The organism is Geodermatophilus sp. SYSU D00691, from assembly GCF_054050275.1.
Genome location: NZ_JBJGYZ010000014.1, coordinates 22,873 through 42,909, shown reverse-complemented (window position 1 = coordinate 42,909; position 20,037 = coordinate 22,873). Strand labels below are relative to the sequence as shown.

Annotated in this window: 20 protein-coding genes; 17 read left to right on the top strand and 3 right to left on the bottom strand. The window is 74.0% G+C overall.

Going from position 1 to position 20,037, the window contains the following annotated elements; genetic code table 11:
* The first annotated feature begins 82 nt into the window (after window positions 1-82).
* From ppk2 to ACI797_RS12295, 10 genes are all read left to right on the top strand, one after another.
* Window positions 83-916 (top strand): polyphosphate kinase 2, encoded by an 834-nt coding sequence (ppk2, locus tag ACI797_RS12340; RefSeq protein ID WP_456858913.1) that lies wholly within the window; start codon window positions 83-85, stop codon window positions 914-916.
* 167 nt (window positions 917-1,083) lie between these two features.
* Window positions 1,084-2,022 carry an ABC transporter ATP-binding protein gene (locus ACI797_RS12335; protein ID WP_456858912.1) on the top strand — a complete coding sequence of 313 codons (939 nt, stop codon included), beginning with the start codon at window positions 1,084-1,086 and terminating at the stop codon, window positions 2,020-2,022.
* Window positions 2,019-2,783, top strand: coding sequence for an ABC transporter permease (locus ACI797_RS12330; RefSeq protein WP_456541453.1), 765 nt, complete (start codon window positions 2,019-2,021; stop codon window positions 2,781-2,783). Before ACI797_RS12335 ends, ACI797_RS12330 begins: the two co-directional genes overlap by 4 nt.
* Before the next feature lie 78 nt (window positions 2,784-2,861).
* Window positions 2,862-3,659 (top strand): ankyrin repeat domain-containing protein, encoded by a 798-nt coding sequence (locus tag ACI797_RS12325; RefSeq protein WP_456858911.1) that lies wholly within the window; start codon window positions 2,862-2,864, stop codon window positions 3,657-3,659.
* A 125-nt stretch (window positions 3,660-3,784) separates the two neighbouring features.
* Complete coding sequence (locus ACI797_RS12320; protein WP_456858910.1) at window positions 3,785-7,654, top strand: multifunctional oxoglutarate decarboxylase/oxoglutarate dehydrogenase thiamine pyrophosphate-binding subunit/dihydrolipoyllysine-residue succinyltransferase subunit; 3,870 nt, start codon at window positions 3,785-3,787, stop codon at window positions 7,652-7,654.
* Window position 7,655: 1 nt separating this feature from the next.
* The gene (locus tag ACI797_RS12315; RefSeq protein WP_456541456.1) at window positions 7,656-7,838 is read left to right on the top strand and encodes a DUF6104 family protein; all 183 of its coding nucleotides are present in this window, start codon (window positions 7,656-7,658) and stop codon (window positions 7,836-7,838) included.
* Window positions 7,839-7,966: 128 nt separating this feature from the next.
* Entirely contained in the window at window positions 7,967-8,680 is a 714-nt protein-coding gene (locus ACI797_RS12310) for a metal-dependent hydrolase (protein ID WP_456858908.1), read from the top strand.
* A gap of 30 nt (window positions 8,681-8,710) precedes the next feature.
* On the top strand, window positions 8,711-9,892 hold the full coding sequence (locus tag ACI797_RS12305; RefSeq protein WP_456858906.1) for an RtcB family protein: 1,182 nt from the start codon (window positions 8,711-8,713) through the stop codon (window positions 9,890-9,892).
* Between the two features lie 92 nt (window positions 9,893-9,984).
* A complete protein-coding gene (locus tag ACI797_RS12300) occupies window positions 9,985-11,304 on the top strand; it encodes an MFS transporter (protein WP_456858905.1) in 1,320 nt (439 codons plus the stop codon).
* Window positions 11,301-12,752 carry a pyridoxal phosphate-dependent decarboxylase family protein gene (locus tag ACI797_RS12295; RefSeq protein WP_456858904.1) on the top strand — a complete coding sequence of 484 codons (1,452 nt, stop codon included), beginning with the start codon at window positions 11,301-11,303 and terminating at the stop codon, window positions 12,750-12,752. The genes ACI797_RS12300 and ACI797_RS12295 overlap by 4 nt, the downstream gene beginning before the upstream one ends.
* Before the next feature lie 82 nt (window positions 12,753-12,834).
* On the opposite strand, the gene ACI797_RS12290 is transcribed toward ACI797_RS12295, so the two are convergent.
* Both ACI797_RS12290 and ACI797_RS12285 read right to left on the bottom strand, forming a co-directional pair.
* Window positions 12,835-14,025: an NAD(P)-dependent malic enzyme gene (locus ACI797_RS12290; RefSeq protein WP_456858903.1), complete on the bottom strand. Its 1,191-nt coding sequence runs from the start codon at window positions 14,023-14,025 to the stop codon at window positions 12,835-12,837.
* Between the two features lie 73 nt (window positions 14,026-14,098).
* Complete coding sequence (locus tag ACI797_RS12285) at window positions 14,099-14,455, bottom strand: S26 family signal peptidase (RefSeq protein ID WP_456858902.1); 357 nt, start codon at window positions 14,453-14,455, stop codon at window positions 14,099-14,101.
* 78 nt (window positions 14,456-14,533) lie between these two features.
* Here ACI797_RS12285 and sodN point away from each other — a divergent pair, with 78 nt between their 5' ends.
* The 7 genes from sodN to ACI797_RS12250 all read left to right on the top strand — a co-directional run bounded on the left by sodN (window position 14,534) and on the right by ACI797_RS12250 (window position 19,464).
* Window positions 14,534-14,938 carry a superoxide dismutase, Ni gene (gene sodN, locus ACI797_RS12280; protein ID WP_456541468.1) on the top strand — a complete coding sequence of 135 codons (405 nt, stop codon included), beginning with the start codon at window positions 14,534-14,536 and terminating at the stop codon, window positions 14,936-14,938.
* A gap of 98 nt (window positions 14,939-15,036) precedes the next feature.
* Window positions 15,037-16,302 carry a PP2C family protein-serine/threonine phosphatase gene (locus ACI797_RS12275; RefSeq protein ID WP_456858901.1) on the top strand — a complete coding sequence of 422 codons (1,266 nt, stop codon included), beginning with the start codon at window positions 15,037-15,039 and terminating at the stop codon, window positions 16,300-16,302.
* A gap of 79 nt (window positions 16,303-16,381) precedes the next feature.
* Window positions 16,382-17,047: a phosphatidylserine decarboxylase gene (locus ACI797_RS12270; RefSeq protein ID WP_456858900.1), complete on the top strand. Its 666-nt coding sequence runs from the start codon at window positions 16,382-16,384 to the stop codon at window positions 17,045-17,047.
* Between the two features lie 13 nt (window positions 17,048-17,060).
* The gene (gene pssA, locus ACI797_RS12265; protein ID WP_456858899.1) at window positions 17,061-17,861 is read left to right on the top strand and encodes a CDP-diacylglycerol--serine O-phosphatidyltransferase; all 801 of its coding nucleotides are present in this window, start codon (window positions 17,061-17,063) and stop codon (window positions 17,859-17,861) included.
* Window positions 17,858-18,355 (top strand): N-acetyltransferase family protein, encoded by a 498-nt coding sequence (locus ACI797_RS12260; RefSeq protein WP_456858898.1) that lies wholly within the window; start codon window positions 17,858-17,860, stop codon window positions 18,353-18,355. Before pssA ends, ACI797_RS12260 begins: the two co-directional genes overlap by 4 nt.
* Before the next feature lie 10 nt (window positions 18,356-18,365).
* Window positions 18,366-18,659, top strand: a complete 294-nt coding sequence (locus ACI797_RS12255; protein WP_456858897.1) for a helix-turn-helix domain-containing protein — start codon at window positions 18,366-18,368, stop codon at window positions 18,657-18,659.
* 22 nt (window positions 18,660-18,681) lie between these two features.
* The gene (locus ACI797_RS12250) at window positions 18,682-19,464 is read left to right on the top strand and encodes an HAD-IIA family hydrolase (RefSeq protein ID WP_456858896.1); all 783 of its coding nucleotides are present in this window, start codon (window positions 18,682-18,684) and stop codon (window positions 19,462-19,464) included.
* A gap of 60 nt (window positions 19,465-19,524) precedes the next feature.
* Here ACI797_RS12250 and ACI797_RS12245 read toward each other — a convergent pair whose 3' ends face one another.
* Window positions 19,525-20,004 carry a hypothetical protein gene (locus tag ACI797_RS12245; RefSeq protein ID WP_456858895.1) on the bottom strand — a complete coding sequence of 160 codons (480 nt, stop codon included), beginning with the start codon at window positions 20,002-20,004 and terminating at the stop codon, window positions 19,525-19,527.
* Window positions 20,005-20,037: the final 33 nt, after the last annotated feature.

Sequence of the window (20,037 nt, the reverse complement as noted above, 5' to 3'; positions counted from 1 at the left end):
AGCGCGACGACCGGCCGCCGCGGTGAGCGCGGCAGGGCCGGACCCGTTGATGCGGGACGCCGCCCGGACCATGCTGCCGCGCATGGCTGCTCACCCGAAGACATCGGTGGAGGAGGCTCCGCGGCCGGCCGCTCGGCTCAGCACCAAGTACTACGAGCAGGAGCTGACCCGGCTGCAGGTGGAGCTGGTCAAGCAGCAGGAGTACATCCGCGCGAAAGGCCTGCGGGTGGTCGTGGTCTTCGAGGGCCGCGACGCCGCGGGCAAGGGCGGCGCGATCCAGCGCATCACCGAGCAGCTCAACCCCCGCTTCACCCGGATCGTCGCGCTCGCCGCGCCCACCGAGCGCGAGCGGGGGCAGTGGTACTTCCAGCGCTACGTGGCCCACCTGCCGGCCCGCGGCGAGATGGTCCTGTTCGACCGCTCCTGGTACAACCGCGCCGGCGTCGAGCGGGTCATGGGCTTCTGCACCGACGAGGAGTACTGGGAGTTCCTGCGCTCGTGCCCCGAGTTCGAGCGCATGCTCGTGCGCAGCGGCATCCAGATCGTCAAGTACTGGTTCTCGGTGAGCGACACCGAGCAGGAGCGGCGCTTCCAGGCGCGGCTGCACGACCCGACCAAGCGCTGGAAGCTCAGCCCGATGGACCTCGAGGCGCGCAACCGGTGGGTCGACTTCTCCCGGGCCAAGGACGCGATGCTGGCCGCGACCGACATCCCCGAGGCGCCGTGGTGGGTGGTCGAGGCCGAGGTGAAGAAGCGCGCCCGGCTCAACGTCATCAGCCACCTGCTCGGCCAGGTGCCCTACGAGGACCTCACCCCCGCAGCCCCGGTGCTCCCGCCCCGTCCGCCGGTGCGCGACGACTACGTCCGCCCGCCCCGGTCGAGCCAGCACTTCGTGCCGGACGTCTGCCCCGGCTGACCGCGGCCGTTCGCCTCCCGTTCCGCGACCGTTCGCCGACGGCGGACCGGTTGCGGGCCCGGCATGACCCGGATCGGCGCGCGGGTGCGCTTGGATGGGCACCGACCTGCCCGGACCCACCCGAGGAGTGCGCCATCTCCAGCGCCACCGCCCCCCGCGCCCACCCCGTGCGCGTCGAGGTCAGCGGGCTGACGAAGACGTTCGGCACCGTCCGCGCCGTCGACACGCTGTCGTTCTCCGTGGAGCCCGGCTCGGTCACCGGCTTCCTCGGGCCCAACGGCGCCGGCAAGACGACGACCCTGCGCATGGTGCTCGGGCTGGAGACCCCGGACGCCGGCCAGGCCACGTTCGACGGCGTCCCGTACGCGGCGCTGGGCGAGCCGACCCGCACGGTCGGCGCGGTCCTGGAGACGGCGTTCCACCCCGCGCGGTCGGGCCTCAACCACCTGCGCGTGTACTGCCGGGCGGCGGGGCTGCCGCTCGCGCGGGCCGACGAGGCGCTGCACCAGGTGGGCCTGGCCGACGCCGGCAAGCGGCGCGCCGGCGGTTACTCGCTGGGCATGCGCCAGCGGCTGGCGCTGGCCACCGCGCTGCTCGGCGACCCCGCCGTCCTCGTCCTCGACGAGCCGGCCAACGGGCTGGACCCCGAGGGCATCCAGTGGCTGCGCGGCTTCCTGCAGCACATGGCGCACAACGAGGGCCGCACCGTGCTGGTCTCCAGCCACCTGCTGTCGGAGATGGAGCACACCGCCGACCGGGTGGTGATCATCGGCGCCGGCCGGCTGGTGCGCGAGGGCTCGATCGCCGAGCTGCGCTCCGGTGCCGACGGCGCCGGCACCGTGCTGGTGCGCAGCCCCGAGGCGCACCGGCTGGCCGACGTGCTGCGCACCGCCGGGCACGCCGTCGCGGCCCAGGACGGCGAGACGCTGACCGTGACCGGGCTGCCCGCGGCCGCCATCGGCCACCAGGCGTTCACCGCCGGCGTCGAGCTGCACGAGCTGCGCCCGCGGAGCAGCGGCCTGGAGGAGATCTACTTCCGGCTCACCGCCGGGCAGGAGCAGTACGCCGCGTCCACCCCGATCCCCACCCAGGAGACCTCCCGATGACGCGGCTGGTGCGCGCCGAGTGGACCAAGCTGTTCACCACCCGCGTGTGGATCGGCCTGCTCGTCGGCGCCTGCGTCATGGCCGGCGGCTTCGCCGCGCTGTTCACGGGGCTCGCCGGCGTGGAGCAGAACGGCCAGCCGGGCCTGCCGGCGGTGGACGATCCCCAGTACGCCGAGCTCGTCTTCTCCGTCGCGGCCAACGCCAGCGTGCTGCTGCTGATCCTGGGCATCATCGGGATGACGCAGGAGTACCGGCACCGGACGGCGACGCCGACCTTCCTCACCACCCCGAAGCGGGGCCGGGTCGTGGCCGCCAAGGTGCTGGCGTACGCGCTGGTCGCGGTGCCGTTCGCGCTGCTGGTCCTCGCCGTGAACGTGCTCGTGGTCCTGCTCTACGCGGGGGCCCGCGGCAATGCGCCCGCGCTGGACGCCGACAACCTGCAGACGCTCACCGCGGCCGGCCTCGTGCTGGTGGTCTTCACCGTGATCGGCGTCGGCGTGGGCGCGCTGCTGCGCAACCAGGTCGGCGCGATCGTCGGCTCGCTGGTCTACCTCTACGTCGTCGAGCCGATCGTCTCCTCGATCGGCGCCATCCAGGGCGCCTACAAGTGGCTGCCCGGCGGCGCGGTGCAGGCCGTCACCTCCGACTTCCAGGCGCCGGACCTCCTGGAGCCCTGGCAGGGCGGCCTGCTGCTGCTCGGCTACGGTCTGGTGGCGGCCGTCCTGGGGACGTTCCTCGCCGTCCGGCGCGACGTCGTGTGACGTCGTCCGGGCGCCCCGGGAGCTGCGCACGCGGCCACCGACGACCCGGGACGGGGGCGATCGCGCATGACCACCCGCATGACGGTCCAACGCCTGGTCCGGCTGATCGCCGCCGGCGACGCCGAGGCGGTCCGCACCGCCGTGGCGGAGCACCCGCGGCTGCTCGCGCGCACCGCGGAGCGGGACGGCCACAGCGGGTGGACGCCGCTGCACGTGGCCGTCGCCGAGGGTCAGGAGGAGATCGTCCGGCTGCTCGTCGCGGCCGGGGCCGACGTCCACGCCGTCACCGAGCACGACCGCACGCCGCTGCACGTGGCGCTCGAGTTCGCGCCGCAGCTGGTGGCCGTGCTGCGCGAGCTCGGCGCCCCCGTCGACGCGGCCAGCGCGGCGTTCCTCGACGACGTCGACCAGCTCGCCCGCGAGCTCGACGCGGGCGCCCGCCTCGCCGACCCGGTGACCGGCGTGGACCTGCTGGCCTTCGCCGCGCACGGCGGGGCGGCGGGCACCGCCCGGCTGCTGCTCGACCGCGGCGCCGACGCCGACGGCGGGGCGCTGCACGCGGCCGCCGGGCGGGCGCACGTGGAGCTGGTGCGGATGCTGCTGGACGCCGGCGCGCAGGTCGACCGCCGCGACCCGGAGTCCGGCCGCACCCCCATCCACGCGGCCGTGGCCGCGGGCGGCACCGGCGACGCGCCCGAGGTGGTGCGCCTCCTGCTGGCCGCCGGGGCCGACGTCAACGCCACCACCAACGACGGCGCCAGCGCGCTCGACATCAGCCGGGTCACCGCCGCGCGTTCGCGCAGGCACGACGACGGGCAGGCATCCCGCAGCGACGCCCTGGCCGAGCTGCTCGTGGCGCACGGCGCGACCGACTGACCCCCGGTGTGAGACGAGTCGTCATGGCCGGGTTCGCCCGGTGTCCGGGCAGGCCCCGGGCGTAGACTCGCCACCCGGTCCGAAAACGTCCACAGACGAAGAAGGCACTCGCCCCCGTGTCAAGCGTGAGCTCATCCCGGCCGTCCTCCACGAACTCCTCCTCCGTGGCGGGATTCGGCACCAACGAGTGGCTGGTCGAGGAGATGTACCAGCAGTACCTCGCCGACCCGTCCAGCGTGGACCAGGCCTGGCACGAGTTCTTCGCCGACTACCGACCCGGCAGCCCGGTGTCCTCCGGTCTCGACCGCGAGCAGCCGGCCCAGCCGAACGGCGCGGCCCCCGCCCCGGCGCCCGCCGAGCCCGCGCCCGCCCCCGCTCCGGCGGAGCCCGCCACCTCCAAGAGCGCCCCGGCCGCCGCGGCCACGCAGGGCTCGGCCACCCAGCAGAGCGGCCCCGCCGTCGCCCCGAGCGCCCCCGAGTCCGCGCCGCGCGCGACCCCGGTCCCCGAGCGCACCGAGGCCACCGTGGTGGGCCGGGCCGCCGACCGCGCCGACCAGCAGCAGGCGGCCGCCCCCGCCCCGAAGCCGGCCGCCAAGCCGGCGCCCGCCTCGTCCTCCCCCACCCGCCCAGAGGGCGACGGCGTGAAGCGCACCCCGCTGCGCGGTGCCGCGGCCAGCGTCGTCAAGAACATGAACGCGTCGCTGGCCGTCCCGACGGCGACCAGCGTCCGGGCCGTGCCGGCGAAGCTGCTCGCCGACAACCGCATCGTCATCAACAACCACCTGGCGCGCTCGCGCGGCGGGAAGGTCTCGTTCACGCACCTGATCGGCTACGCGCTGGTCCGGGCGCTGCGCGACTTCCCCAACATGAACAACGCCTTCGCCGAGGTCGACGGCAAGCCGGTGCTCGTGCAGCCCGAGCACGTCAACTTCGGGCTGGCGATCGACCTGCCGAAGTCCGACGGCACCCGCTCGCTGGTGGTCGCCAACATCAAGGCCGCCGAGGCCATGGACTTCGCCCAGTTCTGGGGCGGCTACGAGGACATCATCCGGCGCGCCCGCGCGGGCAAGCTGACCGTCGAGGACTTCTCCGGCACCACGATCAGCCTGACCAACCCGGGGACCATCGGCACCAACCACTCGGTGCCGCGGCTCACCGCCGGGCAGGGCGCGATCATCGGCGTCGGCGCGATGGAGTACCCGGCCGAGTTCCAGGGGATGAGCCCCGAGGCGCTCGCCGAGATGGCGGTCAGCAAGATCATCACGCTGACCTCCACCTACGACCACCGGATCATCCAGGGCGCCGAGTCCGGCGACTTCCTGCGCCGCATCCACGGCCTGCTGCTGGGCGAGGACGGCTTCTACGACGAGGTCTTCCGCTCGCTGCGCATCCCCTACGAGCCGGTCCGCTGGGTGCCGGACGTGCGGATCAGCCACGAGGGGCAGATCGACAAGGAAGCGCGGGTCATCGAGGTCATCGAGGCCTACCGGCGCAACGGCCACCTGATGGCCGACACCGACCCGCTCGAGTTCAAGGTCCGCACCCACCCCGACCTCGACATCGTCGAGCACGGGCTGACCCTGTGGGACCTCGACCGGCACTTCCCCGTCGGCGGCTTCGCCGGCGAGCGCACGATGGCCCTGCGCGACATCCTCGGCGTGCTGCGCAACTCCTACTGCCGCACGGTCGGCGTGGAGTACATGCACATCACCGACCCCGAGGAGCGCGAGTGGCTGCAGAAGCGCATCGAGGTCAAGCACGAGCAGCCCGACCGTGAGAAGCAGAAGCACATCCTCGGCCGGCTGAACGCCGCCGAGGCGTTCGAGACCTTCCTGCAGACCAAGTACGTCGGGCAGAAGCGGTTCAGCCTCGAGGGCGGCGAGTCGGTCATCCCGATCCTCGACGAGGTGCTCATCGCCGGCACCGACTACGAGCTCGACGAGGTCGCGATCGGCATGGCCCACCGCGGCCGGCTGAACGTGCTGGCCAACGTGCTCGGCAAGAGCTACTCGAAGATCTTCGGCGAGTTCGAGGGCAACCTCGACCCCTCGACGGTGCAGGGCTCCGGCGACGTGAAGTACCACCTCGGCGCCGAGGGCACCTTCGCCAACCCGTTCCGCGAGGCCTCGATCGACGTCTCGCTGGCCAGCAACCCGAGCCACCTCGAGACGGTCAACCCGGTGCTCGAGGGCATCGCCCGCGCCAAGCAGGACATGATCAACAAGGGCGAGAGCGGCTTCACGGTCCTGCCCGTCCTGCTGCACGGCGACTCGGCCTTCGCCGGCCAGGGCGTGGTCGCCGAGACGCTGAACCTCTCCCAGCTGCGCGGCTACCGCACCGGCGGCACGGTGCACGTCGTCATCAACAACCAGGTGGGCTTCACCACCAGCCCGGCCGCCGCCCGGTCGAGCCTCTACTCGACCGACGTGGCGCGGATGATCGGCGCGCCGATCTTCCACGTGAACGGCGACGACCCGGAGGCGTGCGTCCGGGTGGCGCGGCTTGCGGTCGACTACCGGCAGGCGTTCAAGAAGGACGTCGTCATCGACCTCATCTGCTACCGCCGCCGCGGGCACAACGAGGGCGACGACCCGTCGATGACGCAGCCGCTGATGTACGACATCATCGACCGCAAGCGCTCGGTCCGGAAGCTGTACACCGAGGCGCTGGTCGGCCGCGGCGACATCACGCTGCAGGAGGCCGAGGAGGCCCTCAAGGACTACCGCGGCCAGCTGGAGCGGGCGTTCGCCGAGACCCACGACGCGCAGGACTCGGCCAAGCCGGAGCCGGTGATGGACCCGCGCACCCCGCAGGAGTCCACGGTCCGGACGGCGATCAGCACCGAGGTCCTCAAGACCATCGGCGACGCCCACGTCTCGCTGCCCGAGGACTTCACGGTCCACCCCAAGCTCAAGCGGATGCTCGAGCGGCGCGCGGCGATGGCCAGCGAGGGCAACATCGACTGGGCGATGGGCGAGCTGACCGCGTTCGGCTCGCTGCTCATGGAGGGCGTCCCCGTCCGGCTCGCCGGCCAGGACTCCCGCCGGGGCACCTTCGTGCAGCGGCACTCGGTGCTCATCGACCGGGACAACGCCCGCGAGTACACGCCGCTGCTGAACCTCTCCGAGGACCAGGCGAAGTTCTTCGTCTACGACTCGCTGCTCTCCGAGTACGCCGCCCTCGGCTTCGAGTACGGCTACTCGGTGGCCAACCCGAAGGCCCTGGTGCTGTGGGAGGCGCAGTTCGGCGACTTCGTCGACGGCGCCCAGATGGTGATCGACGAGTTCATCAGCTCCGGCGAGGCGAAGTGGGGGCAGCGCTCCGGCGTCGTCCTGCTGCTGCCGCACGGCCTGGAGGGCCAGGGGCCCGACCACTCCAGCGGCCGGATCGAGCGGTTCCTGCAGCTGTGCGCCGAGAACAACCTGACGGTCGCCAACTGCACGACGCCGGCGAACTACTTCCACCTGCTGCGCCGCCAGGCGCTCTCCGACGTGCACCGGCCGCTGGTGGTGTTCACGCCGAAGTCGCTGCTGCGGGCCAAGGCGGCGGTCAGCCAGGTCGCCGACTTCACCGAGGAGAACTTCCAGCCGGTGCTGGGCGACCCGGGCGTGGGCGGCGAGCCGCTCGACCCGTCGGCCGTCCGCCGGGTGCTGCTCTGCAGCGGCAAGGTCGCCTACGACCTCGGCGCGCACCGGGAGGCCGAGGGCCTCGCCGACACCGCGATCGTCCGGGTCGAGCAGCTCTACCCGCTGCCCGCCGCGCAGATCCGCGAGGTGCTCGACCGGTACCCGAACGCCGACGACCTGGTGTGGGTGCAGGAGGAGCCGGCCAACATGGGTGCCTGGCAGTTCATGGCGATCAACCTGCCGGAGGAGCTCGGCGGCCGTGCGCTGCGCCGCGTCAGCCGCAAGGCGTCGGCCAGCCCGGCGGTCGGCTCGGCCAAGGTGCACGACGTCGAGCAGCGCGAGCTGGTGGCGTCGGCCTTCGCCCGCTGACGTGTACTTCACCGATCGGGGGCTGGAGGAGCTGGCCGACCGGCGGGGCGAGGAGCAGGTGACCCTCGCCTGGCTGGCCGACCAGCTCCAGGCCTTCGTCGACCAGCACCCCGACTTCGAGGTGCCGATCGAGCGGCTGGCCACCTGGCTGGCCCGCGGCGGCACCGAGGACGACGAGGACTGAAGGACCCGCGTCGTCCCCGCGTCGACATCGGCGGTCTCGCACGCTTTCACCCCTCGAAGCGTGCGAGACCGCCGTTCTCGTCGGTGCGCCTTCCCCACGTCGATGCAGGTGGGCGGCACGCTGTGTGCGTGCTCGGTCACTCCCATGCCCTCTCGGGGCTCGCCGCGGGCGCGGCCACCCTGCCCTGGGCGCCCGTCCACGGCGCGGTGGCGCAGGGCGCCTGGGTCGCCGCGGCCGGCGGGTTCGCGATGCTGCCCGACCTCGACCAGCAGCGGACGACGATCTCGCGCATGTGGGGGCCGATCACCGACCTGCCCGCGGCGCTGATCAACAAGATCTCCGGCGGCCACCGCTGGGGGACGCACGACGCGGTCCTGGCCCCGCTGGTGTTCGGCTTCCTGGCGATGGCCGCCGCGAAGAACTTCGCCACCAGCCTCCTGGTGCTGGCCCTGGCGATCGGCCTGGCCCTGCGCGCGCTGCACTTCGTCATCCCGGGCCGGGCCGAGAACACGATCCTGGGCAACCTGGTCATCTCGTGGGGTGGCGCCTGGCTGTTCCTCGACCACTCCCCCGCGCCGATGTGGCTGCCCTACGCGGTGGGCGTCGGCGTGCTCGCGCACATCGTGGGTGACTTCCTCACCCGCGAGGGCATCCCCGTGCCGGTGCTCTGGGCCATCCGCAGGTGCCGGCTCTCGCCGATCCACCTGCGCACCGGCGCGACGATCGAGAAGGTGCTGCTGGTCCCGGCGTTCGCGGTGGCGACGCTCGTCTTCCTGTACCTGAACACCGGCGTCTCGGCGGCCGTCGAGCCGGTCGTCGACCGCATCACCGGCAGCGGGTGATCCGCCGCCGCCCGGGGGTAGCCCGACGGCGTGGAACAGCTGTCCGAGAAGCTCTTGAACTGGGCGAGCATCCTGGACGAGCAGACCCGGATGCAGGCCGAGCGCACCGCGTCCCTGCCGTTCGTGCACCCGCACGTCGCCCTCATGCCCGACGCGCACCTGGGCAAGGGCGCGACGGTGGGTTCGGTGCTGCCGACCCGCGGCGCGATCATCCCGGCGGCGGTCGGGGTGGACATCGGCTGCGGCATGATCGCCGTCCGCACCCCGTGGTCGGTGGACGACGTCCGCGCCCGCGGGCCGCTCGCGCCGCTGCGCGGTGACATCGAGCGCGCGGTGCCGCTCTCGGCCGGCCGGTACAACAAGCGGCTGACCGCGACGGCGCAGGCGCGGGTCGCCGGGCTCGAGCGCTACGGCGAGGAGCTCGGCGTCCTCGGCTCGGTCAACTCGACGGCGCCGAACTGGCCGCTGCAGCTGGGCAGCCTCGGCTCGGGCAACCACTTCATCGAGGTCACCGCCGACGAGCGGCAGCGGGTCTGGCTGTTCCTGCACTCGGGCAGCCGCGGGGTGGGCAACAAGATCGCGCAGAAGCACATCGCGATCGCCGCCGAGCGGGCCCGCCGGGAACGGCTCGACCTGCTCGACCGCGACCTCGCCTGGCTCGAGGAGGGGACGGCGGAGTTCGACCGGTACATCGCCGAGCTGCGGTGGGCGCAGCACTTCGCCCTGCTCAACCGCGAGGAGATGATGGACCGGGTCGCCGACTGCCTGGCCCGGCACATGCGCGCCGACGGGACGCCCGAGCACGAGCGGATCAACGCCCACCACAACTTCACCCAGCGGGAGACGCACGACGGCGTCGACCTGTGGGTGTCGCGCAAGGGGGCGATCCAGGCCCGGCACGGCCAGGAGGGGCTCATCCCCGGCTCCATGGGGACGGCGAGCTACGTGACCACCGGCCTGGGCAACCCGCTGGCGCTGGAGTCGGCACCGCACGGCGCGGGGCGGGCGTACTCGCGCAGCGCCGCCCGGAGGACGTTCACGCGGGCGCAGCTCGACGAGGCGATGACGGGCATCGAGTGGCGGCACAGCGACGTCTTCCTCGACGAGATCCCCCAGGCGTACAAACCGGTGGACGTCGTCATGGAGGACGCGAAGGACCTCGTCGAGATCCGCCACACGCTCCGCCAGCTGGTGAACGTCAAAGGCGATTGACGAAGGACCCCCTGCCCCCACCGCTCGCACGCTCGGCGGCGGGCCCCTGCGGGGGGCCGGTTCCAGGCGCACGAGCCGTTACGGTTCCGGCCGTGACCGCCGTCTCCTCCCCCGCGCGGCTCGGCCGGGGCACGCACGTCGGGTACGCCGTGGGCTCGATCGGGACGGCGGCGTTCGGCACGGTGCCCGGGCTGCTGCTGCTCTACTACCTGACCGACGTGCTCGGGGTGGCCGCCGGGCTGGCCGGCGCGGTGGTGTTCGCGCCCAAGGCGTGGGACGTGCTGCTCAACCCGTGGATCGGCAGCCGGTCCGACCGCACCGAGAGCCGCTGGGGGCCGCGGCGGCCGTGGATGCTGGCCGGCGGTCTGACCCTCCCGCTGCTGTTCGTGCTGGTCTTCGCCGGGCCGGGCGGCTCGCCGGGTGTCGCGGCGGCCTGGGTGGCGGTCACCTTCCTGCTGGCCGCCACCGCGTACGGCTGCTTCCAGGTGCCCTACGTCGCCCAGCCGGCCGAGATCACCGACGACCCCGGCGAGCGGGCCACGCTGATGTCCTGGCGGGTCGCCGCGCTGGCCGTCGGCATCCTGCTGGCCGGGGCCGGTGCGCCCGCGGTGGTCGACGCGGCCGGCGGCGGCCGGGGCGGCTACCTGGCGATGGCCGCGTTCGTCGCCGTCCTGCTCGCCGTGGGCATGCTCGGCGCGGTGTGGGGCACCCGCGACGCCCCCACCCTCACCCGGGTGCGCAGCGAGGGCCGGCTCGGGACGACGCTGCGGCTGGCCTGGGGCTCGCGGCCGTTCCGCGTGCTGCTGATCGGCTTCGTCGTCCAGGCGCTGGGCATCGGCGTGATGCTCGCCGGCGTCCCCTACTACTCGCAGCACGTGCTCGGCGACGAGGCCGCCGGCACGCTGCTGTTCGCGGCGCTCGTGGGCCCGGCGATCCTGGTCATGCCGCTGTGGCTGCGGGTCAGCCGGAAGCTCGGCAAGCGTGCCGGCCTGCTCATGTCCTCGGTGCTGTTCGCCTTCGGCGCCGCGGCCCTGGCCCTCGGCGACGACGGCGGCACGGGCGCGATGCTCCCGCTCGTGGTGCTGGTCGGCATCGGCTACGCCGGCATGCAGATGTTCCCGCTGGCGATGCTGCCCGACGTGATCGCCGCCGACGAGGCGGCCTCCGGGCAGCGCCGGGCCGGCGTCTTCACCGGGGTCTGGACCGCCGCCGAGACCCTCGGTCTCGCCGTCGGCCCGGGCCTGCTCGGCCTGCTGCTCGGGGTGGCCGGCTACGTCTCCTCCACCGGGGACGACGTCGCGCAGACCTCCGCCGCGGTCACCGCCGTCCGGCTGGGCTTCAGCGTGATCCCGGCGCTGATCGTGCTGGCCGCCGTCCCCGTCTTCGCCCGCTACCGACTGGAGGCAGCGTGAACCCGCACGACGTCCTGGCCGAGCTCACCGCGCTGCAGGCCGGCGACGTGCCCACCCACGGCGGGGCGACCATGGCCTACGTCTACGACTCGGGCCTCGCCGACCTCGACGACCTCGCGGCCGCCGCCCAGGCCGCCTACCAGTGGACCAACGCGCTCGACCCGACCGCCTTCCCCAGCGTCGCGCGCATCGAGGACGACCTGGTCGGCGCCGCGCTGGAGCTGCTGCACGGCCCGCCCGGGGCCGTCGGCACGCTCACCTCCGGCGGCACCGAGAGCTGCCTGCTGGCGGTGCTGGCCGCCCGGGAGCGGTGGCGCTCGCTGCACGCCTCCCCGCCCACCCCGGCACCGCCGACCCTGCTGCTGCCGGTCACCGCGCACGCCGCGTTCCGCAAGGCCGCACACCTCTTCGGCCTCGACGTCGTCGACGTCCCGGTCGACCCGGACACCTGCCGCGCCGTGCCGGCCGCGGTCCGCGCCGCGCTCGACGGGCGGACGGCGCTGGTCGTGGTCAGCGCGCCGTCCTACCCGCACGGCGTGCTCGACCCGGTCGGCGAGATCGCCGGTCTCGCCGCCGCCGCGGGGGTCCCCTGCCACGTCGACGCCTGCATCGGCGGGTGGGTGCTGCCGTTCCTCGACGACGTCCCCGAGCCGTTCGACCTCGCCGTCCCCGGGGTCACCTCGCTCTCGGTCGACCTGCACAAGTACGGCTACGCGCCCAAGGGCGTCTCCGTGCTGCTCACCGCCGAGCCCGAGCTGCGGCAGGCGCACTGGTTCTCGACCGCCGGCTGGCCCGGCTACCCGGTGGTCAACCCGACGCTGGCCGGCACCCGCCCGGCCGGGCCGATGGCCGCCGCCTGGGCGGTGCACCGGTACCTCGGCGACGACGGCTACCGGCGGCTGGCCCGCGGCACCCGCGCGGCGACGGTCGCGCTGGCCGAGGGCATCGCCGGGATCGAGGGCCTGCGGGTCGTCGGCGCACCGGTCGCCACCCTGGTCGCGGTCGCGCAGGACGGCCCGGACGGCGTCGACGTGCTCAACCTCGCCGACGAGATGACCACGCGCGGCTGGCTGCTGCAGCCCCAGCCGCCGTTCGCCCAGCTCGGCGGCGCCGACCTGCCAGCGACGCTGCACCTCACCGTCACCGGCGCCACCGCCGGCCGGGTCGACGCCCTGCTGGCCGATCTCGCCGACGCCGCCAAGGCCGCGGCGGCCCTGCCCGCACCGGTAGCCGATCCCGACCTGGTCGCCGCGGCGGCCACCATCGACCCGGCGACGCTCACCGTGGCCGAGGTCGACGCCCTGCTCGAGGTCGCCGGCGTCGGCGGCGGCCGGCTGCCCGAGCGCATGGCGCCGGTGCACGCCCTGGTCGCCGCCCTCCCCCGACCGGTCGCCGAGCGGCTGCTGGCCGGCGTCCTCGACCTGGTCTACCGGCCCGCCCGACCGTGACCGCCCTCCGGGCCGTGGCCGCGGTGCTGTGCTGTGCTGTCGGAGTGGATCCGTCGTCGTCACCGCGACGGATCCACTCCGCTCAGGCGGTGACGCCCTCCGCGCGGGCGCAGGCGGCGACCGCGGCCGCGACCGCCTCGGCCACCCGCCGGTCGAGCGGGCTGGGGACGATGTGGTCCGGCCGCAGGTCGTCGCCGACCACGTCGGCGATCGCGGTGGCCGCGGCTAGCTTCATCTCCTCGGTGATCGCCGTGGCGCCGGCGTCGATGGCCCCGCGGAAGACGCCGGGGAAGGCCAGCACGTTGTTGATCTGGTTCGGCAGGTCGCTGCGCCCGGTGGCGACGACGGCGGCGTACTTCGCCGCCATGTCCGGGTCGACCTCGGGGATCGGGTTGGCCAGGGAGAACACGATGCAGTCGTCGGCCATCGAGGCGATCGCCGACTCGGGCACCGAGCCGCCGGAGAGCCCCAGGTAGACGTCGGCGCCGGCGAGCGCGTCGACCATCGTGCCGGCGTGCCCGGCGCGGTTGGTGTTCTCGACCAGCCAGCGCTTGACGGGGGTGAGGTCCTCGCGCCCGGCGTGCAGGACCCCCTTGGAGTCGGCCACCGAGATGTCGCCGATCCCGGCCCCGAGCAGGATCTTCGTGCACGCCACACCGGCCGCGCCGGCGCCGGCGACGACCACCCGCAGGTCGCCGATCTCCCGCCCGACCACCTTCGCGGCGTTGCGCAGGGCGGCGAGGACGACGATCGCCGTCCCGTGCTGGTCGTCGTGCATGACCGGGATGTCGAGCCGCTCGCGCAGCCGGTCCTCGATCTCGAAGCAGCGCGGCGCGCTGATGTCCTCCAGGTTGATCCCGCCGAACGACGGCGCGATCGCGGCCACCGCCTCGACGATCTCGTCGACGTCGGTGGTCGACAGCACGACAGGGACGGCGGACAGCCCGGCGAACTCGCTGAACAGGCAGGCCTTGCCCTCCATCACCGGCAGCGAGGCGGCCGGGCCGATGTCGCCGAGGCCGAGGACCGCGGTGCCGTCGGAGACGACGGCGACCACCCGCGGTGCCCAGGTGAAGCGGCGGGCCAGGGCGGGCTCGGCGGCGATGGCGCTGGAGACCCGGGCGACGCCCGGCGTGTAGGTCAGGGCCAGGTCGGCGATGGACTCGATGGACCGGGTGGGGCGTACCCGCAGCTTGCCGCCCTCGTGCACCGCGAACGCCGGGTCGCCGGCGAAGCGGTCGGGACTGTCCGCATCGTTGCGCTGGTCACCCATGGAACGGGGAGCGTAATCCCGCCGCGGCAGCCCCCTGACGCCCCCTGCGGGGCGGCAGCGCAGGGTAGGCCGGCTACGCGCCCGGCTCCGGGACGTCGGGCGGAGGTCCGTCCAGCCGGCCCGGCCGTGGCCAGAGCCGGGCCACCACCCGGCCCACCGGCACGGCGACGCCGTACGCGCGGCTGTCGTCGGTGACCAGCGGGTTGTCGCCCACCACCCAGCAGCCGCCGCCCGGTTCCGGGCGCAGGGCCCGCTTGACCACCAGGAGCTCCGGCCGGGCGGGGAACCGGGCGAGGACGACGGTGCCGGGCGCGACCGCGGCCCCCGGGCGGAGCCGGCGGACCAGCAGGCGGTCGCCGTGCCGGACCGTCGGCGACATCGACGGGCCGCTGACGCGGGCCAGCACCCAGGACGTCCCGAGCGGGCTCACACCGCTCCCCCTGTCGTCCCCGATCACCGCGAGTAGGGTCGCAGACGACCCGATCTCACGACATCCGGAGGCACACCCATGCGTCTGACCCGCATGTTCTCCGCCGTCGAGGCCACCGCGCACTGCGACCTCCCCTGCGGCGTCTACGACCCGGCCCAGGCCCGCATCGAGGCGGAGTCCGTCAAGGCCATCCAGGAGAAGTACCAGGCCAACGACGACCCGGCGTTCCGCACCCGCGCCATCCTGATCAAGGAGCAGCGGTCCGACCTGGTCAAGCACCACCTGTGGGTGCTGTGGACCGACTACTTCAAGCCGCCGCACTTCGAGAAGTACCCGCAGTTGCACGAGCTGTTCAACAAGGCCACCAAGCAGGCCGGCGCGGCCGGCGGCAAGGGCAGCATGGACCCCGCCGAGGGCCAGAAGCTGCTCGACTACATCGCCGAGATCGACAAGATCTTCTGGGAGACCAAGGCCGCGGCCTGATCCTCCCTCCGACCGGTCGCTGCCGGGCTGCCCGCACGGGCGGCCCGGCAGCGTCGTCCGTGCGGCTCACGCGGACCGCGCACCCCTAGGGTCTGCCCATGCATCCCTCCGGCGCCGCGTCCTTCGACGTCGGCGCGCTGCTCGACCGCGTGGAGGCGGCCGCGCCCATCGAAGCGGTCGAGCAGGTCGCCGCCGCCCTCGGCGAGTGGGCCGGCGCGCACCGGGTCACCTTCCTGATCGCCGACTTCAGCGGCCGCTCCCTGGTCCGGCTGACCAGCGGGGGCCCGGCGATCGAGGGGAGCCGGACCCGCTCCGCCGAGCAGGCGGAGACGGTCCCGCTACCGGGCAGCCGCTACGAGCGGGTCCTGCGCACCCAGGTGGCCGACGTGCAGCCGGTGGACGAGGGCGCCCGGCTGGTCGTCCCGGTCACCGACCGGGGGGACGCGATCGGGCTGATCGAGCTGGACCTGCCCGGTCCCCCCGGTGCGGAGGTCGTGGCCGACGTCGCCGCCGCCGCGCACGCGCTGGCCTACGTCGTGATCGCGGCCCGGCGCCACACCGACGTGTTCGAGTGGGGTCAGCGGACCACGCCGTTCTCCCTCGCCGCGGAGATCCAGCGCCGCCTGCTGCCGAGCTCGTACACCTGCGAGGCCGGTCAGTTCACCCTCGCCGGCTGGCTGGAGCCGGCCGCCTCGGTGGGCGGGGACACGTTCGACTACGCGCTGGACCGCCATGCGCTCCAGGTGTCGATCACCGACGCGGTGGGCCACGAGGTCGCGGCCGCCCTGCTCGCGACGCTGTTCGTGGGCGCCCTGCGCAACGCCCGGCGCAAGGGGCTGGACCTCGGCGGGCAGGCGCGGTACGCCAACGACGCCCTGGCCGCACACGCGTCGCCCGGACAGTTCGTCACCGGCCAGCTGATCCGGATCGACCTGCGCACCGGGGCCGGCGTGATCCTCAACGCCGGCCACCCGTTCCCGCTCCGGCTGCGGGACGGTCGCGTGGCGGAGATCCGCCTGGCCGTCGAGCCGCCGTTCGGGGTCGTGCCCGGTAAGGGGTTCACCCTGCAGCGGCTCGCGCTGGAGCCGGGCGACCGGGTCGTCTTGCTGACCGACGGCATGCAGGAGCGCAACGCGGCCTCGCTCGACGTCGCCCGGGCGCTGGTCGCCACGGCCGACCTGCATCCCCGGGAGGTGGTCCACGCGCTGGGCGACGCCGTCCTGCGGGCGACCGCCCACGACCTCCGCGACGACGCCACCCTGGTGTGCCTCGACTGGTACGGCGGGCCACCCCGGCAACGGGACAGCACGTACGGCGCCGACCGCGAGCTGGCCTCGGCTCCCCGGCGGCCCGGCGGCGCCTGACCGCGCGTCCGCGACGGCCGAGGGCGCTGGGCTGTGCGCGGCGGTGCCGCCGGGGCCCGCCCGGTACCGTTTGCGCACGATGCGCATCGACCGGGCCGGGTGGCCCTTCATCACCGGGCCGCTCGCCCCCGCCGCCGTCCTGGCGGTCACCCGGCGGCGGGGGACCCGACTGCTGGCCTGGCCGTTCGTCCTGCTGTCCGCCTACATGGCGGTGTTCTTCCGCGACCCCGACCGGCGCTGCGACGTCGAGGCCCCGGCCGCGGACGACGTCGTCTCCCCCGCCGACGGCGTGGTGATGGTCGCCGGCGAGCCGCAGGAGGGCGTCGCCCCCGAGGACGCGCCCCAGGGCGGCTGGCAGCAGGTGAGCGTGTTCCTGTCGGTCGTCGACGTGCACGTGAACCGCTCGCCGTACCACGGCGAGGTGGTCGAGAGCTCGTACCGCAAGGGCAGCTTCCTGGCCGCGTACCGCAAGGAGTCGGCGCACCGCAACGAGCGCAGCGAGATCCGGCTGCGCGACGGCGAGCGCACCGTCGTGTTCCGGCAGATCGTGGGGGTGCTGGCCCGGCGCATCGTCACCCGCACCGGGACCGGCCGGCGGCTCGCCACCGGCGAGCGCATGGGGCTGATGAAGTTCGGGTCGCGGATGGACGTCTTCGTGCCCCGGGAGTGCACCATCACCGTGCGGAAGGGGCAGCGCGTGCGCGGCGGGGAGACCGTCGTCGCGCGCTGGCCCGAAACCCGCTGAGGGGGCTGAGCGCATGCCACCCACCCGCCGCACGGCGACCGTCGAGTTCGTCCGCGGTTCCGGCCGGCGCGCCCGCCGCCGCACGCTCGCCACGCTGCCCAGCCTGTTCACGCTGGCCAACATGATGTGCGGCTTCGCCGCCATCCTCGTGTCCATCCGCGGGCAGTACACCCTCGCCGCGATCCTGGTCGGCCTCTCGGTGGTCTTCGACATCGCCGACGGCGCGGTGGCCCGCCTGGTCGGGGCGGTGACCCCGTTCGGGCTGCAGTTCGACTCGCTGGCCGACCTGGTCTCCTTCGGCATGGCGCCCGCGTTGCTGGCCTTCACCCTCTTCTCCGAGGGCGACGACGCCTTCGACCCGCTCGGCTGGATCGCCTGCGCGCTGTGGGTGGCGTGCGCCGCGATCCGGCTGGCCCGCTTCAACACCACGATCGACCCGACGGCCGACAAGCGGTACTTCGTCGGGATGCCCAGCCCCGGCGCGGCCGGCGTCGTGCTCGCCTCGGTGTTCGCGTTCGGCGACCAGATGCAGGGCCGCGACCGGCTGTGGGTGCTGCTCATCGTCGCCGTCCCGGCGCTGCTGATGATCAGCCGGGTCCGGTTCCGCTCGTTCCGGTCGCTGGTCAGCCCCAAGAGCCGGCGGCCCTACGGGCTGATCGCCACCGCCGTCCTGCTGCTCGTCGGGTTCCTGACGGTGCCGGTGGTCACCGGCGTCGTCCTGGCCTACGGCTACCTGCTGGCGCCGGTCCTGGTCCCGCTGGTGTCGCCGCTGGGCAGGCTGGTGCCGGACAAGGTCAAGGAAGCCCTCACGTGACGGTCCGCCCGATCCGCCCGGACGACGTCCCCGCCGTGGTGGGCCTGGTGCGCGAGCTGGCCGACTACGAGAAGGCGCTGCACGAGGTGCGGCTGACCGAGGAGCAGCTCACCGCGTCGCTGTTCGGCGAGCGCCCGGCCCTGTTCGGCCACGTCGCCGAGGTGGACGGCGCCGTCGTCGGCACGGCGCTGTGGTTCCTCAACTTCTCCACCTGGCGCGGGACGCACGGCATCTACCTCGAGGACCTCTACGTGCAGCCGCAGCACCGGGGCACGGGCCTGGGCAAGGAGCTGCTGCGTACGCTGGCCGAGACCTGCGTGCAGCGCGGCTACGACCGGCTGGAGTGGGCGGTGCTGGACTGGAACACGCCCTCGATCGACTTCTACCGCGCCCAGGGCGCGGTGCCGATGGACGAGTGGACCGTCTTCCGGCTCACCGACGACGCCCTGCGCGGCTTCGCCGACCGGGAGGCGGGCGCGCCGGGACCCGCCTAGCCTTCGGGGGATGGCGGACGAGAACCTCCCGGCGCTCGTGCGGCGCCGCATGACGGAGCTCGACCTCACCCCCGAGCAGGCCTCCCGCCTGGCCCGGTGGGCCGTCTCCCCGCAGACGATCGGGCGGCTGGCCGCCGACCGGCACCGCGGCCCGATCAGCGAGCGGCTCGCCGTCGCGCTCGCCGCCGCCCTGGGCGTGCCGGAGAACCGGGTGCGCCGGCTGGCCGGGCTGCCGGAGGTCCCCGACGCGCGGGTGGACGTCGAGACCGCGCCGCACCTGCGCCTGATCAGGGGCGGCGGCTGAGGCCCGGTTAGGCTCCGCCCCTGTGAGCACCGAGCGCAAGAGGGCCGACTGCTGGCTCACCGACATGGACGGCGTGCTGGTGCACGAGGGCAACGCGCTCCCCGGGGCGGCCGACTTCCTGCGGCGGCTGGTCGAGCGCGAGCGCCGCTTCCTGGTGCTGACCAACAACTCGATCTTCACGCCGCGCGACCTCGCGGCGCGGCTCTCGCGGTCGGGGCTGCAGGTGCCGGAGGAGGCCATCTGGACCTCGGCCCTGGCGACGGCGGACTTCCTGTCCAGCCAGCTGCCGGGCGGCTCCGCCTACGTCATCGGCGAGGCGGGGCTGACCACCGCGCTGTACGAGGCGGGCTACACGCTCACCGACACGGACCCGGACTACGTCGTCCTCGGTGAGACGCGGACGTACTCGTTCGAGGCCATCACCCGCGCGATCCGGCTGGTCGGCGACGGCGCCCGGTTCATCGCCACCAACCCCGACGTGACCGGCCCCTCCCCCGAGGGCCCGCTGCCGGCCACCGGCTCGGTCGCCGCGATGATCACCAAGGCCACCGGCGCCGAGCCCTACTTCGTCGGCAAGCCCAACCCGATGATGTTCCGCAGCGCGATGAACCGGATCGAGGCGCACTCGGAGTCGACGGTGATGGTCGGCGACCGCATGGACACCGACGTCGTCGCCGGCATCGAGGCCGGCCTGGAGACCGTGCTGGTGCTCTCGGGCTCGACCAAGGCCGGCGACGTCTCGCGGTTCCCGTTCCGGCCCAGCCGCATCTGCGACTCGATCGCCGACGTCATCGACCTGGTCTAGGGCCCCTCCGCAGGGGCCCGCCGCGAGCGTGCGAGTGGTGGGGGGCGGAGGGGCCCTTCCTCAGTCGCCCCGGCGCTGGAAGAAGGCCAGCCGCGACTCGGGGGTGGACAGCAGGTAGAGGGTGACGGCGACCGGCACCAGCATCGGGATGCCGACCTGCTGCTGCTGGTACTCGAACGCGGCCGTCAGGCCGATCGCGCCCAGCAGCAGCTGCACCGCCACCACCGGACCCCGCGCCCACGCCGACAGCCGCCACAGCCCGCGCGCGCAGGCGGCGAGCAGCACCGCACCGAGCAGGGCGAACACCACCAGCCCCCACGCGCCCGAGTCGCTGTCGGCCTCACCGGTGAGGGTCCGCAGCCCCAGGTAGGTGGCGACGACGACGAGGAACACCGCCTCCAGGGCCACCACCAGCGCCGCCCACCGGACGCTGCGCGGGGTCACCGACTCCTCGCGCGCGGGCTTGGGCGCCGACGGCTCGGCGGCGGCACCCAGCAGCCGGTCGGCGCGGCTGCGCCTGCGGGAGGGCTCCGTCGTCACGGCCGCGAGACTACGCGCGCCACACCAGCCCCC

Excerpts from the sequence above, each read along its gene's own strand:
- ppk2 (WP_456858913.1), top strand. The coding sequence starts at position 83 with ATGGCTGCTCACCCGAAGACATCGGTGGAGGAGGCTCCGCGGCCGGCC.
- ACI797_RS12330 (WP_456541453.1), top strand. The coding sequence starts at position 2,019 with ATGACGCGGCTGGTGCGCGCCGAGTGGACCAAGCTGTTCACCACCCGC.
- ACI797_RS12325 (WP_456858911.1), top strand. The coding sequence starts at position 2,862 with ATGACGGTCCAACGCCTGGTCCGGCTGATCGCCGCCGGCGACGCCGAG.
- ACI797_RS12290 (WP_456858903.1), bottom strand. The coding sequence starts at position 14,025 with ATGGGTGACCAGCGCAACGATGCGGACAGTCCCGACCGCTTCGCCGGC.
- sodN (WP_456541468.1), top strand. The coding sequence starts at position 14,534 with ATGCGTCTGACCCGCATGTTCTCCGCCGTCGAGGCCACCGCGCACTGC.
- ACI797_RS12275 (WP_456858901.1), top strand. The coding sequence starts at position 15,037 with ATGCATCCCTCCGGCGCCGCGTCCTTCGACGTCGGCGCGCTGCTCGAC.
- ACI797_RS12270 (WP_456858900.1), top strand. The coding sequence starts at position 16,382 with ATGCGCATCGACCGGGCCGGGTGGCCCTTCATCACCGGGCCGCTCGCC.
- pssA (WP_456858899.1), top strand. The coding sequence starts at position 17,061 with ATGCCACCCACCCGCCGCACGGCGACCGTCGAGTTCGTCCGCGGTTCC.
- ACI797_RS12255 (WP_456858897.1), top strand. The coding sequence starts at position 18,366 with ATGGCGGACGAGAACCTCCCGGCGCTCGTGCGGCGCCGCATGACGGAG.